The organism is Moorena producens PAL-8-15-08-1 (genome assembly GCF_001767235.1).
Lineage (GTDB): Bacteria > Cyanobacteriota > Cyanobacteriia > Cyanobacteriales > Coleofasciculaceae > Moorena > Moorena producens_A.
Window position 1 is genome coordinate 4,256,274 of record NZ_CP017599.1, and the last position, 13,749, is coordinate 4,270,022.

Genomic DNA, 13,749 nt, shown 5'->3' on the forward strand with positions numbered 1-13,749 from the left:
TTAATTTATATGGTAAAAAGTCATGTTTTGATTTGATATATCTAATATAATCAAATATCATTTTTATTAGAAGACAGCAAGGTGGAGACTGCTTTAACCCGTAATCCAAATCTAGATATAACTACACTCTTGTCCCCTAACCTGAAGGGGGAGAAAGACGCCACAGATCCCCTGATTGGGCCGCGTCCAGATTGGTGGTGGACTGGGCTGCGACCTACAGAAGTCCTACATGCCATGCCGATCCCAAATCTAGCCACCTGCACGCGCCACGAGGTTCTGGACTATTTCGATAATGGCTGGCTGATGACCGAAGTTTTGTTGTCAGCACTACAGGGAGAACGGGCATTCCTCGACCCACCCTACCACCAACTTCGTCATCCTCTAATCTTCTATCTATGCCATCCAGCCGTGCTTTACATCAACAAGCTTCGGCTAGCTGGACTAATCCATGAGTCGATTGATCCATACTTCGAGCAATTGTTTGAAACTGGCGTTGACGAGATGTCCTGGGACGATATGTCCAAGACTGAAATGGATTGGCCGTCAGTCCGTGAAGTAGTGGAGTACAGACGGAGTACCTACAAGATTGTCCGAGCATTGATTGAAACCCTGCCCGCCCTGGAAGACGGCCATCCACCCATCACTATGGACAATCCCGCATGGGCACTATTCCTAGGATTTGAACACGAACGCATCCACATCGAAACTTCCAGTGTCTTGCTACGAGAGTTGCCACTGTCGGTTTTGCGTCGGCCAGAACCATGGCCAAACCTGCATCCTTCAGCATTTACAGAGAGTCAGACCGTTGAGAACGAGTTAATCGCCGTTTCCAGCAAGACCGTGACCTTGGGTAAGCCTTGGGAAGAACCCTGCTTTGGTTGGGACAACGAGTATGGTTCACGGCAGGTAAGGGTTCGGAGTTTTCAAGCCAGTCGATACTTAGTCACCAATGGTGAATTCTACGAGTTTGTTGTCGCTGCCGGATACCAGGAACCCAAATACTGGACAGAAGAGGGCTGGGCCTGGAAGCAAAATCGCAATACTAAATGGCCGACCTTCTGGGTGGCTGATGGGCCAGCAGGACTGCACCAGTATCGACTGCGCACGCTGTTTGAGGTGGTGGATCTACCTTGGTCTTGGCCGGTTGCTGTCAACTGGTATGAAGCGAAAGCCTACTGTGCCTGGAAGACTGAGCAGGATAACAGCCCCATCCCTTACAGACTTTTAACGGAATCCGAACATCATTGCTTGGGCGGGGGCAACGAGCCAGTTAATTTGAATCTAACTTGGGGATCTCAAACCCCAGTGAATGCTCTACTGCCTAACGAAGCTGGATTTTACGATGTCTTCGGCAATGTCTGGCATTGGTGTGAGGATGACTTCAATCCCTTGGAAGGGTTCCGGGTCCACCGGCTCTATGATGACTTTAGTACCCCTTGTTTCGACGGTGAACATAAGATGATTCTCGGCGGGTCTTTCATAAGTACTGGTGATGAAGCGACCCGGTGGGCAAGGTTTCACTTCCGGCCTCACTTCTTCCAGCACGCAGGATTTAGGCTAGTTCGATCTGATGATGGGGACGCCACCTGCGATGCGGTACTGATTAGTAGCCAAAGCAGTGGGGTTAAAGCCTATGAAGGTGAGAAAATTCTAGCAGAAAACCTGATGCTGCATTATGGGTCGGCTAATGAAGCAATGCCCTACAACTTCGGGCCGAAGGATGCGGTGGGATTTCCTCAAAGCATTGCCACACTAACCTTGGAGACAGCCGAACACCTGGGAATCAAGACCAATCGGGCTTTGGATGTTGGGTGCTCCGTTGGCGGCTCAACCTTCGAGCTGGCCAGGGGATTCGAGTCAGTGTTAGGGATCGACCTCAGTGTTACTTTTATTGAAGCTGCACAGACGCTACGTCGCGAAGGCAGACTGGTTTATCGTCGCCGCGATGAAGGGGAAAACACGAGCCAAGCTGAAGTTTGCTTGCCAGAAAACCTGGATCGCAGTCGGGTGACCTTCCGCCGTGCGGATGCCTGTGCGTTGCCCCCTGAACTCGTTGGGTTCGATGTGGTGTTAGGGGCTAATCTTATTTGTCGTCTACCGAGTCCTAGAGCATTTCTCAGTCGGTTGTGCGGCGCACGCGGGCTAGTAAGGTCAGGTGGACTACTGGTACTAGCAACACCGTTCACCTGGGATGAGCGTTTCACACCACGGGATGCTTGGCTGGGCGGGCATGATGGCAAGGCTTCCTTTGCTACATTACAAGCAGAGCTAAACCGAGATTTTGAATTGCTCGAAACACAGGATATGCCCTTCCTGATCCGGGAACACGCTCGTAAGTTCCAGTATGTTATCACCTTAGTCAGTTTGTGGAAACGGCGTGACAGTTAAAAAATCTCGGAACGTTGGGTCTTCGGTACTTACTGTTATAAATTGATAGTCTAGCACAGTAAGTACCGAAGACAAAAAAAATTTAGAGGATCTTATAAAAATGAACAAATTCAAAGCGATAATCGACAGGGCTAGCAATGAGGCAGATGAGGAACTTAAAACCCTACAGGATCTTGAAATCTTTGTTCTAGATAATTCTGTTCGTGAAACTACTGTGGGAACTGCTCGTGGTCATGTTCTTGAAGATAAAATCAACATCTTAAAGGCTATTGCTGAAACTGAACTCAATGAAGTGATTCTTGGCACTTATGGAGCTAACAGAAACGTTGATGACCAAATTCCCAAACATTGGATTGAGTTGGGAGGATCCTTAGATAATATGTGGGGATTTAGCGAAGCTTACAGTGCTTTAGATAAATATGGAGTTCCCATTGATGAGCCAGCCGATGGATTGTTGGAAATGGTCAACGATCATAAGATGAGTAATGCTATTATCGAAATAGATTTATGTAGTCCTGCCATCAATTATGAGCAGTTCGATCTCAACAAGTTCATTTTAAACCAAGTAGATTGGGCTAATAAAAATTTGATTCCACGTGGTGAACAAAAACTCCCTCCACGCATTCTTGTAAATTTAAGAGATTTCGCAAATTTTGAAACTGATACAGAGGGTTTGACCAGAGCTCTACATCTGATTGAATCCTTGGGCAATCTGCCCAGTAATCAGCGTCCCTTTGGACTGATGATTGAGGAACCAACCGGTTTTTTGCTTCCAGAAACTGTAAGCAAACTGACTCGTATTATTCGTGAAACCATGATTTCGGCAAATTGGTCAAATGGTAAACTACTGGTTCACGTACATTGTGGTTTTGGCCTTGCAGAGTCAACAGTTTTAGAAGCATTGGCGAATGGTGCTGATGGGATATGGAGTGCCGTTTGCAAGGCCGGGGCAGCTTTAGGGCATTCATGCTCAAGTATTACATTAACAAATCTAGCCCGGCTTGGGAATAAATTTGTAACTCGTACATACAACCTGCCAGCCATTATTAAAGCTGCCCGCAAAGTACATACCATTGCATCAAAAGAACCTGTTCCTAGGGATCAAGAAGTTTATGGTAAGGAAGCCTTCGATCTCGTGTTCGGTGGATGGCATGGATTCATGGGAGATAAAATGGGTGCTGTTGCTAGCATGATTGGTGTTAAGCAAACTATTAGAATCAGTGATTTTGCCAATGCCGAAATGCTACATCAAGCTATGATTGAACGATTCGGCGAACCCGAAAAAACAGGATGGGATGAAAACTTATGCAAAAAGATGGAAGAAAAAATTGATGAGCACTTACTTCTAGGAAACAGCTTTAACTACAATACCATCATTGGGTTAGCCCAACTGTATGAATATAGTGGAGGATGTATTTCATCATCTATGCTTAAAATTATCACCTCAGATAGCGAGATTCCTGATGAACACCCACTTATCATTAGTCTGAAACAACGATGGAAAAAGTTTTCAGAAAAACTTAATTCGCCGTATCCTAAAAATAAAGAAGAACTGACATCAAAGTCTAGCATATTTTGGCAAAATCCAGAGATTCCTAAAACGATGGAAGAGATCCCCATCAATCATTTTCTTGATGAGATTTTCACAGATGTTAATGTCACAGAAAAACAAAGGGAGATGATTCGAAATTTGTTAGATATTGACGGTAACGGTTATGTATCTTGGCAAGAGTTTGTCTTTCGTTTGAAATGGGCTATACAACAGAAGGGTCTACTCTACTACCCAACACCGGAAGCATTAATTTTGGGAACTTTTGAATTCATCTTACAGGACTTTTCATAGGGATGGAAAGGTGCGCTTGACCCGTGGCGAATTTAATTACGGGTCAAGCGCACCTAAATTGATAATTTATAATTTGGAATTATACTTCATTCTACATTCTACCAAAATTAAATCTTTAGCTCACCGCAAAACCTGTATAGTGCCGTACTTGAGGATGGCGGAAACCAAGTACAATATCGTTTGCGGGAATACCTGCTTCCAGTAAATCGGTAGCAATCCCCTCTTCCGTATCATCGTATTGAATCCAGATTTTGTCACTAATTAAATCTAGGTGAATTGGTGTAGCGTGTAGGTAATGGTCATCATTCCAACCGATGTCTAATACTAAATAGTGTCCTCGCTGATCATCGAAAAGCACTTTAGAGTCATAGCTGTCAGGTAGGGAAGCACGATAGTCAGCGTGTTCCATTAATACTTTTTTGATTATGTCTTGGTAGTTTAATCTGGTATCCATTGAATCAGCGTTTTACTGTAGAGCTGAGCTTGTTTCTTTCAAATTAAGCGATCGCATCCAAATTAAGCGATCGCATCAAAAAAGCCATTGCTCAAACATCCCCTATAACTGACCCACTGAACACTAAGCACTAAGGACTAAGCACTTAGCAGTCCTTCCTGTCGGGGGTACTCCTGCAGAACCTCCTTCAAATACTTCCCCGTATAGGACTTAGGATTTTCTGCTACCTCCTCCGGTGTTCCTGACGCAATTACTTCTCCCCCTTTATCGCCACCTTCTGGTCCTAAGTCTATTACCCAATCAGCACAGCGAATCACATCTAAATTGTGTTCAATCACCAAAACAGAATTTCCTTTATCTACCAACCGCTGCAATACATTTAATAAGTGATGAACATCATAAAATGACAATCCTGTTGTCGGTTCATCGATTAAATACAATGTCTTTCCCGTTGCCCGACGTGACAATTCTGTTGCCAACTTCACCCGCTGTGCTTCTCCACCAGATAATGTTGGTGCTGGTTGCCCTAAGTGGATATATCCTAACCCTACATCTACTAAGGTTTGTAACCGAGATGCTGCTCTTGGAATATTCTTAAATACCTCCAACGCTTCTTCCACTGGCATATTTAAAATATCAGCAATGGAATATCCTTTATACTTCACTTGCAACGTTTCTCGATTATATCTCGCTCCCTTACAAACATCGCATTGTACATAGACATCGGGCAAAAAATTCATCTCAATGATATTCACACCCTGTCCCGAACAAGCTTCGCAACGTCCCCCTTTGACATTAAACGAAAATTGCCCTGGCTTGTAACCTCTAGCTTTAGCTTCAATAGTTTTGGAAAATACCTCTCGAATTGCATCAAATACTCCTGTATAGGTAGCAGGATTAGACCGGGGAGTGCGACCAATTGGAGATTGATCGATTACGATTGCTTTATTAATAGCGTTGAGTCCCTCAACTTTATCCAATTGTTTGGGAAAGGGGACTTTGCGAGTCAGATGATGTTGTAAGGCCGGGTAAAGTAATTCGTTGACTAAGGTAGATTTACCAGACCCAGAGACACCTGTAATTGTGACTAACTCACCTAGTGGTATCTCTACTTCAATGTGTTTGAGATTGTTACGATGAGCATTTTTAATCACCAAGGAACGACCATTACCCTCTCGACGTTTACTAGGGGTTTCAATTACTTGCCGTTTTGATAAATAGGCTCCAGTAAGGGATTTATCACTTTTAATTACAGTTTCTAAATCCCCTTGAGCAACAATTTCTCCCCCATGAATTCCAGCTTTCGGACCAATATCGACAATATGATCGGCAGTGCGAATGGTTTCTTCATCATGTTCTACAACAATCAAGGTATTCCCCAAATCCCGCAATTTTATCAGAGTACTCAGTAACCGTCCATTATCTCTTTGGTGCAATCCAATACTTGGTTCATCTAATACATACAGAACTCCAGTCAAGCCTGCTCCAATCTGAGTTGCTAGGCGAATCCGCTGAGCTTCTCCACCGGAAAGGGTCATGGCTGGACGGTCAAGGGTAAGATAATCTAATCCTACATCAATCAGAAATTGTAATCGGGCTTTAATTTCTTTGAGGGCAAGGTCACCAATTTGAGCTTGGCGGGGGGAAAGTTGTAAGTTATCAATCCGTTGACGACATTGGCGAATTGAGACACTAGTTAAATCATCAATATGATATTGTCCTAACCGCACCGATAGTGCTTCTGGTTTGAGCCGTTTACCATGACACTCTGGGCAAGGTTGATAAATTAAATACTGCTCTAGTTTGTGTTTTGATGCTTCCGAGCTAGTGTCTTTGTACTGTTTTTCTAGGATCGGGATAATGCCAGGATAGCGCTTGTAGTACCCTTTTTCTTTGCCATAAGCAGAATCATTTTGAATGTAAATTTTTTCGTCGGTGCCGTAGAGCAGAATCTCTTGTTGTTCAGAGGTTAGCTGATTCCAGGGAGTTTTGATTTCAAAACCATAGGCTTCTCCTACACTATAAAGTAGGGAGATGTAGTAGGTGTTGTCTTTTTCTGACCACGGGGCAATAGCACTATATAAGGGTTGAGTAGGATCAGGTACTACTAGTTCTGGAGAAAAGGTTTGTAAATTACCGATACCGTGACAAAATGGACAAGCACCATAGGGGGAATTAAAGGAAAATAATCGGGGAGATAATTCTTCCATTACTGCGCCATGTTCTGGGCAAGCAAAGTTTTCTGAAAAGACGATTTCTTGGGGAAGGTCTTGCTCAGATGAACTGCCATTTTTGGGAGGAGTACGTCTATAATTATGATCAGATTTGACTTCTGCTGACTGTGCTGAGGTATTATCTAAAACTTGGATAACTGCAATTCCAGTAGAACGTTTTAGGCAAGTAGCAAGAGAATCGGTAATTCGTTCTTGAATACTAGGCTTTTTGATGAGACGGTCAACCACCACTTCAATGTTGTGGGTATAATTTTTATCCAATTCGATGGTATCGGAGAGGTCAAAGGTTTCACCATCGACTCTGACGCGCACAAATCCTTCCGTGGCTAAGCTGGATAATAGTTTCTTGTGAGTGCCCTTTTTGCCTCGGATAACCGGAGCCAGGATATGGAAGCGAGTCCGGTCAGGGAGTTCCATAATGCGATCGCACATCTGGTCGATGGTCTGGGGCGCAATATTGCGATCGCATTTGGGACAATAGGGTTCACCAGCCCGTCCAAACAGTAATCGCAGGTAATCGTAAATCTCCGTAACTGTACCAACAGTGGAACGGGGGTTATGGGATGTAGATTTCTGGTCAATGGAGATAGCGGGGCTTAAGCCTTCGATGGCATCCACATCCGGTTTATCCAGTTGTCCCAGGAATTGACGAGCATAGGCACTCAGGGATTCTACATAACGGCGTTGTCCTTCCGCAAAGATAGTGTCGAATGCCAGGGAGGATTTGCCGGAACCGGAAACACCAGTAAAGACAATAATGCGATCGCGTGGCAGTTCGAGATCAATGTTTTTCAGGTTATGCTGTCTAGCCCCCCGAATCCGAATGGTGTTTTGAGCAGAGTTAGGGGTGTGGTCCTGGGTGTGGTTGAGGTTAGAGGATTTTGGCATGACCGACAGCGGCTTTAAACTCCTTAACAATAGTAGCGCTATCCGTTCCCATAGTAATGTTTTACCTAAGCATTCAGCTGTTTGCCGGACACCCTCTAGCTTTCAGCTTGAGCGATCGCAAACTTCAATTGTATAGTTTTTGTATAGTTTTCAGTAAGCTCGAAACACTCCAAACCCCACTCCCTGCTCCTGAGCCCCCCTGCACCCTTGCCGATTCAATCTATAAATTAGATGCTTCACAGCTTAGCCATTACCCGAGAATAGATACCCGTTAAGGGATATTATAGTTACTTAAACAAACCGACATGATCTAACCATTACCTCTAAGTCAAATGATCTTACTATGGAATCGAAAGTTCTGGAATTTTTTGCGCAGTGAAAACCTTGATAAAGTACTGGTTATTATTTTTATAATCATTACTATTAACACCATCACTATATCATGGCTGGAACCAGATATCTCAAAAGCAGATGCTTTCTGGTGGAGCATCGTCACCCTAACAACTGTTGGCTATGGTGATATCACACCTGTCACAGTTGGTGGTCGCTTTATTGCTATTCTCGATATGTTTGTAGGGATTGGATTCTTAGCAATCTTCACCGCTACCCTCGCTGGTATTTTTGTCGATCAAAAAATCAAAAATGATCTAGGTATGGGCTCTTATCAATTTAACAATCACTTGATTATTTGCGAATGGAATTCTAGAGTACAATTTATCATAAATGAGTTGCGAAAGTTTCCTAAAACTCAAGATGATAAACTTATTTTAATAGCCAATATAGACCGGAAGCCGATCGAAGACAATAATTTGTTTTTTATTAAAGGCAACGTAAGTGATGAAACCTTGATTCGAGCAAACTTGATGCAGGCTAGAACTGTTATAATTCTAGGGGATGACAGTATAGATGAAACAGCTCGCGACGCCAAAGTTATACTATCTACCCTGACAGTAGAAAGTATTAATCCCAACGCTTACACAGTTGTGGAGCTGGTAGATGAAACTCATGTTAAATCCTGTCAGCGGGCTAAGGTTGACGAAATAATCGTTAGTAGTGAGTTAAGTAGCATGCTCATTTCCCAAGCTGCTCTTAACCATGGAATTACCAAAGTTGTCTCGGAAATATTAAGTACTCAAAGTGGGAACAAGCTTTATAAAATTGCGATTCCTGACTCTCGGGTTGGTAGTTCCTTTATGGAAGTATTTACGTATATGAAGCAAGCCTATCAAAGTATTGTCTTAGCGGTACAAAAAGGAATTGAAGGAGACGTAATCTCCAATCCACCAACAGATTATAAACTCGAGAATGGTGACTATTTAATTGTCGTTTCTCAAGAGGAACCACGAGCGCTACATAAATCTTAAACGATAAATATTAAATGTAAGTTTGACCGGTTAATTGTGATGTGTTAATTGACCATTGTAAATGGTTAATTGTCAAGATTTAATTATAATTTTAATTAAATTCACGAACATCCTTCCAGGATAAGTAGTCAACTACAACTAATATAACGTCATCATGATTCCAGGCTAAGAGAGGCTGGAAATTTTCAGTAAATTTTCAGCAAATTTTCAGCCTCTGTTCAGCAACAATTAAACCAAGAAACCAATAATCCTAGTCAAGCTACTAACCTAAAATTATCCACTTGATGGGGTGCCAGCAAAATCAGTTTTGAAAGTTTTAAACACTTAGCTGATTAACTCTACGGATAATGATGTAGCTAGATAGATAGTTGAGCAACACACTCATTGACAAATCTACCATATTGATATCTTTGATCAGGATCACCATGAAGCATTCAATTATTAAATCACTCAAAATCGTCACCATGGTTACCGTAACCTCTACACTAGCCATGGCATCTAGCGCAACAGCAGCTACCCTCAAGGTGACAATTGAAAGCTTGGCACCGGAAAACGGCACGTTATTGACTCCAGTCTGGGTTGGTTTTCATAATGGTCTGTTTGATATTTATGATCGGGGTGAGGCAGCTTCACCAGGACTGGAGCGCATTGCTGAGGATGGCAATGCAGCAGTGCTTAGTCAAGAGTTTTTTGCTAGTGGTGCGGGTTCAGTTGATGGGGTAATTCCTGGTCCAAATGGTCCAGTTGCTTTTGGGGATATTGCCCAAGCCACATTTACTGTAGATTCTACTAGCCGTTACTTCAGCTACGCGGCCATGATTCTTCCCAGTAATGATGCTTTCATTGCTAATGGCAACCCCTTGGCTATTGAGATTTTTGATGAACAAGGTAATTTCACTGGAGCTGACTTTACCGTTCTGGGTTCTCAAGTTCTGGATGCAGGTACGGAAGTTAACGACGAGCAGGAGACCACTACTGCCTTCTTCGGTCAAACTATTCCTGATACCGGTACACCAGAAAACGGAGTAGTTACCCTGCATCCAGGTTTTATCCCAGGTGGACCGATTTTATCAAGTGAGACATTTGCTCAAAGTGACTTCACAGTGGATGGCTACCAGATAGCACGTATCAAAGTCGAGAAAGTGCCAGAATCGTCTACTACTGGAGCATTACTTGCTATCGGTGGCTTGTTATGGCTGGGTAGCCGCTGGCGTCAGAGTCTTAACAGATTCGCCTAAATCCCTTTGGCAATTGACCATTGACAATTTTCAATTGTTTTCCCTTCTTGATTAACAACACTACATAACTAGTCAACATAAGTAGTCAACTAGACTCAAGTTGACACTCCCCGGTCATTAGACGCGGGGATTCTTGCTTGGCCGTAGGCCACGCTACGCGAACAATGAGTCAACGTGGCTCTTCCAGACCGGAGCCAGGAAGAGTAGAGGTCGATTCTCCACAAGGGTTTAGATCTTTCACGTTCGCGTAGCGTGACCGAAGGTCAATCCAGGTTCCAGTGTGCCGGAAACGAAACCTTAGTAGAGGGTCGCCTTAGTTAATAAGTTTTGACCCTTTTTCTCATAGCCAGTCCCCTGTAAAGGCGACCCTCTACTTACGGTAACTTCAAACCCCACCGTACCCAAGGCTGTTACGGTCGATGCCTGGTATTATCCAGGGCACCTCCGCTTTCGGCTAAGGCCGACGCTGCGCGAACAGAACTGGACGTGAGACTTTCACCTCATCCAGCTCCTAAGTAGACCTCTCCAAAAACTTGAAAGGGGAGCATGTCACTTATGCAGCAACATTAGTACGCTTATCTGGGGAATGGGGAATGGGGAATGGGGAATAGGTAATAGGGGGAGCATGGCGAGCAGGTCAATTTGGTGAGAACGCTTGAACTAGAGTGTTTTCAGGGTTTGAATAGCGTACATGAGTTATTTTAGTACTAATGTTGCTGCGAATAAGACATGCTCCCCAATGATCCAATCTCCGCGTCCCCGTGTAAAATCTTATTTGTTTGACAATAAAAAACTTATCGTTCCGAAAATTTTATCTAAATCGGTAATAGTAATTCTCAACTTGCTTTTGGTGAATTCATCGGATACTAATTTTCCAAATTGCCATAATTCTCCATCCGTTACGATCCCATACACGGGAAGTTCCTCAGCTTTATTTAATTTTTGCACAGCAATCAACTCAGCTAGACATTGCCCCCATCCCTCACTAAAATCATTCTTTTTTGCTTCAACAACAATGACGATTGGAAAACCCAAGACGGTCTTACCTAATTCTGATTTTCTTGAGAACAAGTAATCAGGCGTTCCATTTAGTTTAGCATCGTATGTTATGGACTTGTGGCTCCAAAGAGTATATTTATCAATAAAATCTTTATAAACTTCTCTTAAAATTGGATAAATAATATTTTCGCATCTTGATGATTCAGATGTGTATATATCCATGTTCTGTTCGCTGAATTCAAATTCCTTAACAAACAGATCGGAAGGTTTTAGATCTGTAATTTCAATAAAGTCTTTTTCCAAATACTTGATCTTATACTCTTCTTGAACTTGAGCAATAGTTTTATAATCACTAAAAGCCATTAATAACTCCTATTGTATTTTCAATCTAACAATCGAGTTTTGAAGCCCGCTAATTATGCCCACTTTACAAGCAATTGTACTAGATCCGATCGCTCCATAACTACACTCCTACAATAAAAACTACTAGCGTTCTGCATTTTACATTCAGAGGCGGCTGTTGTCTTAAGCAGTGCCTCAGAAGTACATACCAACCTCCCTTCGCTGCTGATAAACAGGCAGCTGCCTCTACCCAAGAGGATATCAACGATCAGCGATCGCACTACAAAAGAGCGATCGTGCTCATTATACTTTCAGAACCTTCAGTATTTCATCATTTGCCTGGTACTCATATTTATTTCTGATGAAATTTTCAGCCACTTTCATCCTTGTTAACGTTGATTCCCCGCTGGACAGTTTCTCTTCTTTTGGTACATACACTTTCCTTTGAAAGACGTTCGTAGCTATATAATTTGCCCATGGATCTACTATAATATCCCCAGCTACTTTCCAATCACCATTTCCATGGGGCTTAATCTTTACATAAGTATGTCCCCACTTTTGATCTGTTACTATCTGTATCTCCTCAGGGCTTATCTTGCCTTGATTTGCCAATATCAACGCTGCTTCTATTGCGTTAACATCACAATCACCATATCGTGCAATTCGACAACGGCTGAGATAATCTATTATTTCACTATAACTTCCAGCATTTAGATCAATTGGGTTTGGTTGTATGTATTCTGCTTTTAATTTTTGCAAACGGATTAGTGGGGCATCCTTCTCTTGCCCAAATTCCTTTTTTTTTGGCTTGAGTAACCCCGGATATCCAGTTAACTTGGTACCGTTCTCGATCCACTCTGTTGTGTTATTATTAAATACCTCGGTTTTAGTTTTCATGAACTTACCTCCACCTGTATAACCAGTTACTGAAAATTTCTAAAAATCACTAACTTGATTGGTGTTTTTTTTTAAAGTATTCTATTGCAATATTCACCATTTTTATCTCCTTTACTTGTTTAAGAGCGTAGTTAACTGGATAATCTGCTTATTGAGTAGCTCGCCTGTAAACTGCTTCTGTAAATAAGACTATTTCCAAGAATAATTTCTGAATTTTTTGACTTAAAACCCTTTTTATAGGCGTAGTGGGCCAGCAAGGTTAAAACAGTTCAATCTAAACTCTAACCGATCGCTTGTAAATTCTCAATAACCGCTGTGGGTTCAAACAAATGGGTATTGAGCTGGCCCCCTTGTCAAGAGTGCATAAATCTGGTTCAACAAAGATATGACTGAAAACCCCGTGCAAGTGAAAGATGACCAACTCACCGACCTTCATGAGGTCGAGAAGCTGCGTGTGCTTGTCGGGCAACAGGCTGAAATGATAGCAGCTCGGGAGTTGCAAAATAAAGAGAAGTCCCAAGCGCATCGGTGAATTGGAGGAAGAGTTACGAGGGAAAAAGAAGCTGAATAAAAAGCCCCAACTGAGTGCGAGTAAGCGTGGGAGTAGGCAAGCAGCAGGAGCAACAGCACGGAGACGGAAAACGTCCGCGCCTCAGCTAAAGGTCGTAAGAAAGCTCAGTTCGTGGTGGACAGTTCAGTCCTCCCTCATTTTCTCTATCTTCTGCATAAATCTTAAAATCATACACCTAAAAGCCTCAGAACACGGGGTTTTGGCTTGGGGAATTCGATAAACGCGATCGCTTACATGTCACCCTTGACTTGGCATAGTGCGATCGCATAAGCGCGGAAGCTGAGGCCTTTGGCCACGCTTCGCGAACGCTTCATCGCGAAGCGGAGGCCGAAGGCCACATCGCTTTTTTTACACCAGTGCTTCTCCCCATTTCCCGCCTTTAACGACACCCGACACCCTACCCCCGACACCCTACCCCCGACACCCTACCCCCGACACCCGACACCCTACCCCCGACACCCTACCCCCGACACCCTACTCCCTACTCCCTACTCCCTACTCCCTACCCCTTGACCAACCGCAAAGTTCAGG

The 13,749-nt window shown here is 43.2% G+C and carries 12 protein-coding genes; 7 read left to right on the top strand and 5 right to left on the bottom strand.

What is annotated here, in order from left to right; genetic code table 11:
* Nucleotides 1-81 precede the first annotated feature (81 nt).
* Together ovoA and BJP34_RS15875 are read left to right on the top strand one after the other, a co-directional pair.
* Entirely contained in the window at nucleotides 82-2,388 is a 2,307-nt protein-coding gene (gene ovoA, locus BJP34_RS15870; RefSeq protein ID WP_149031003.1) for a 5-histidylcysteine sulfoxide synthase, read from the top strand.
* A 100-nt stretch (nucleotides 2,389-2,488) separates the two neighbouring features.
* Nucleotides 2,489-4,231, top strand: coding sequence for a hypothetical protein (locus BJP34_RS15875; protein ID WP_070393174.1), 1,743 nt, complete (start codon nucleotides 2,489-2,491; stop codon nucleotides 4,229-4,231).
* 115 nt (nucleotides 4,232-4,346) lie between these two features.
* Here the strand turns inward: BJP34_RS15875 and BJP34_RS15880 are convergent, their stop codons facing one another.
* Nucleotides 4,347-4,685: a XisI protein gene (locus BJP34_RS15880; RefSeq protein WP_070393175.1), complete on the bottom strand. Its 339-nt coding sequence runs from the start codon at nucleotides 4,683-4,685 to the stop codon at nucleotides 4,347-4,349.
* Between the two features lie 137 nt (nucleotides 4,686-4,822).
* Nucleotides 4,823-7,807 carry an excinuclease ABC subunit UvrA gene (gene uvrA / locus BJP34_RS15885; RefSeq protein ID WP_070393176.1) on the bottom strand — a complete coding sequence of 995 codons (2,985 nt, stop codon included), beginning with the start codon at nucleotides 7,805-7,807 and terminating at the stop codon, nucleotides 4,823-4,825.
* A 56-nt stretch (nucleotides 7,808-7,863) separates the two neighbouring features.
* Here uvrA and BJP34_RS39950 point away from each other — a divergent pair, with 56 nt between their 5' ends.
* Together BJP34_RS39950 and BJP34_RS15890 are read left to right on the top strand one after the other, a co-directional pair.
* The gene (locus BJP34_RS39950; RefSeq protein ID WP_149031004.1) at nucleotides 7,864-8,082 is read left to right on the top strand and encodes a hypothetical protein; all 219 of its coding nucleotides are present in this window, start codon (nucleotides 7,864-7,866) and stop codon (nucleotides 8,080-8,082) included.
* A gap of 57 nt (nucleotides 8,083-8,139) precedes the next feature.
* Nucleotides 8,140-9,171, top strand: coding sequence for a potassium channel family protein (locus tag BJP34_RS15890; RefSeq protein ID WP_070393177.1), 1,032 nt, complete (start codon nucleotides 8,140-8,142; stop codon nucleotides 9,169-9,171).
* Between the two features lie 316 nt (nucleotides 9,172-9,487).
* Here BJP34_RS15890 and BJP34_RS43445 read toward each other — a convergent pair whose 3' ends face one another.
* Nucleotides 9,488-9,664, bottom strand: a complete 177-nt coding sequence (locus BJP34_RS43445) for a hypothetical protein (protein WP_158517247.1) — start codon at nucleotides 9,662-9,664, stop codon at nucleotides 9,488-9,490.
* Here BJP34_RS43445 and BJP34_RS15895 point away from each other — a divergent pair.
* The gene (locus tag BJP34_RS15895) at nucleotides 9,663-10,409 is read left to right on the top strand and encodes a spondin domain-containing protein (protein ID WP_083305204.1); all 747 of its coding nucleotides are present in this window, start codon (nucleotides 9,663-9,665) and stop codon (nucleotides 10,407-10,409) included. The genes BJP34_RS43445 and BJP34_RS15895 overlap by 2 nt on opposite strands.
* A 771-nt stretch (nucleotides 10,410-11,180) precedes the next feature.
* On the opposite strand, the gene BJP34_RS15900 is transcribed toward BJP34_RS15895, so the two are convergent.
* A complete protein-coding gene (locus BJP34_RS15900) occupies nucleotides 11,181-11,771 on the bottom strand; it encodes a hypothetical protein (RefSeq protein WP_070393179.1) in 591 nt (196 codons plus the stop codon).
* A 282-nt stretch (nucleotides 11,772-12,053) separates the two neighbouring features.
* Nucleotides 12,054-12,647, bottom strand: coding sequence for a hypothetical protein (locus tag BJP34_RS15905; RefSeq protein WP_070393180.1), 594 nt, complete (start codon nucleotides 12,645-12,647; stop codon nucleotides 12,054-12,056).
* A 385-nt stretch (nucleotides 12,648-13,032) separates the two neighbouring features.
* Between BJP34_RS15905 and BJP34_RS43450 the strand changes: the two genes are divergently transcribed.
* Both BJP34_RS43450 and BJP34_RS36950 read left to right on the top strand, forming a co-directional pair.
* Nucleotides 13,033-13,179: a hypothetical protein gene (locus BJP34_RS43450; RefSeq protein ID WP_158517248.1), complete on the top strand. Its 147-nt coding sequence runs from the start codon at nucleotides 13,033-13,035 to the stop codon at nucleotides 13,177-13,179.
* Between the two features lie 327 nt (nucleotides 13,180-13,506).
* Nucleotides 13,507-13,731, top strand: a complete 225-nt coding sequence (locus tag BJP34_RS36950; protein ID WP_149031005.1) for a hypothetical protein — start codon at nucleotides 13,507-13,509, stop codon at nucleotides 13,729-13,731.
* Nucleotides 13,732-13,749 lie beyond the last annotated feature (18 nt).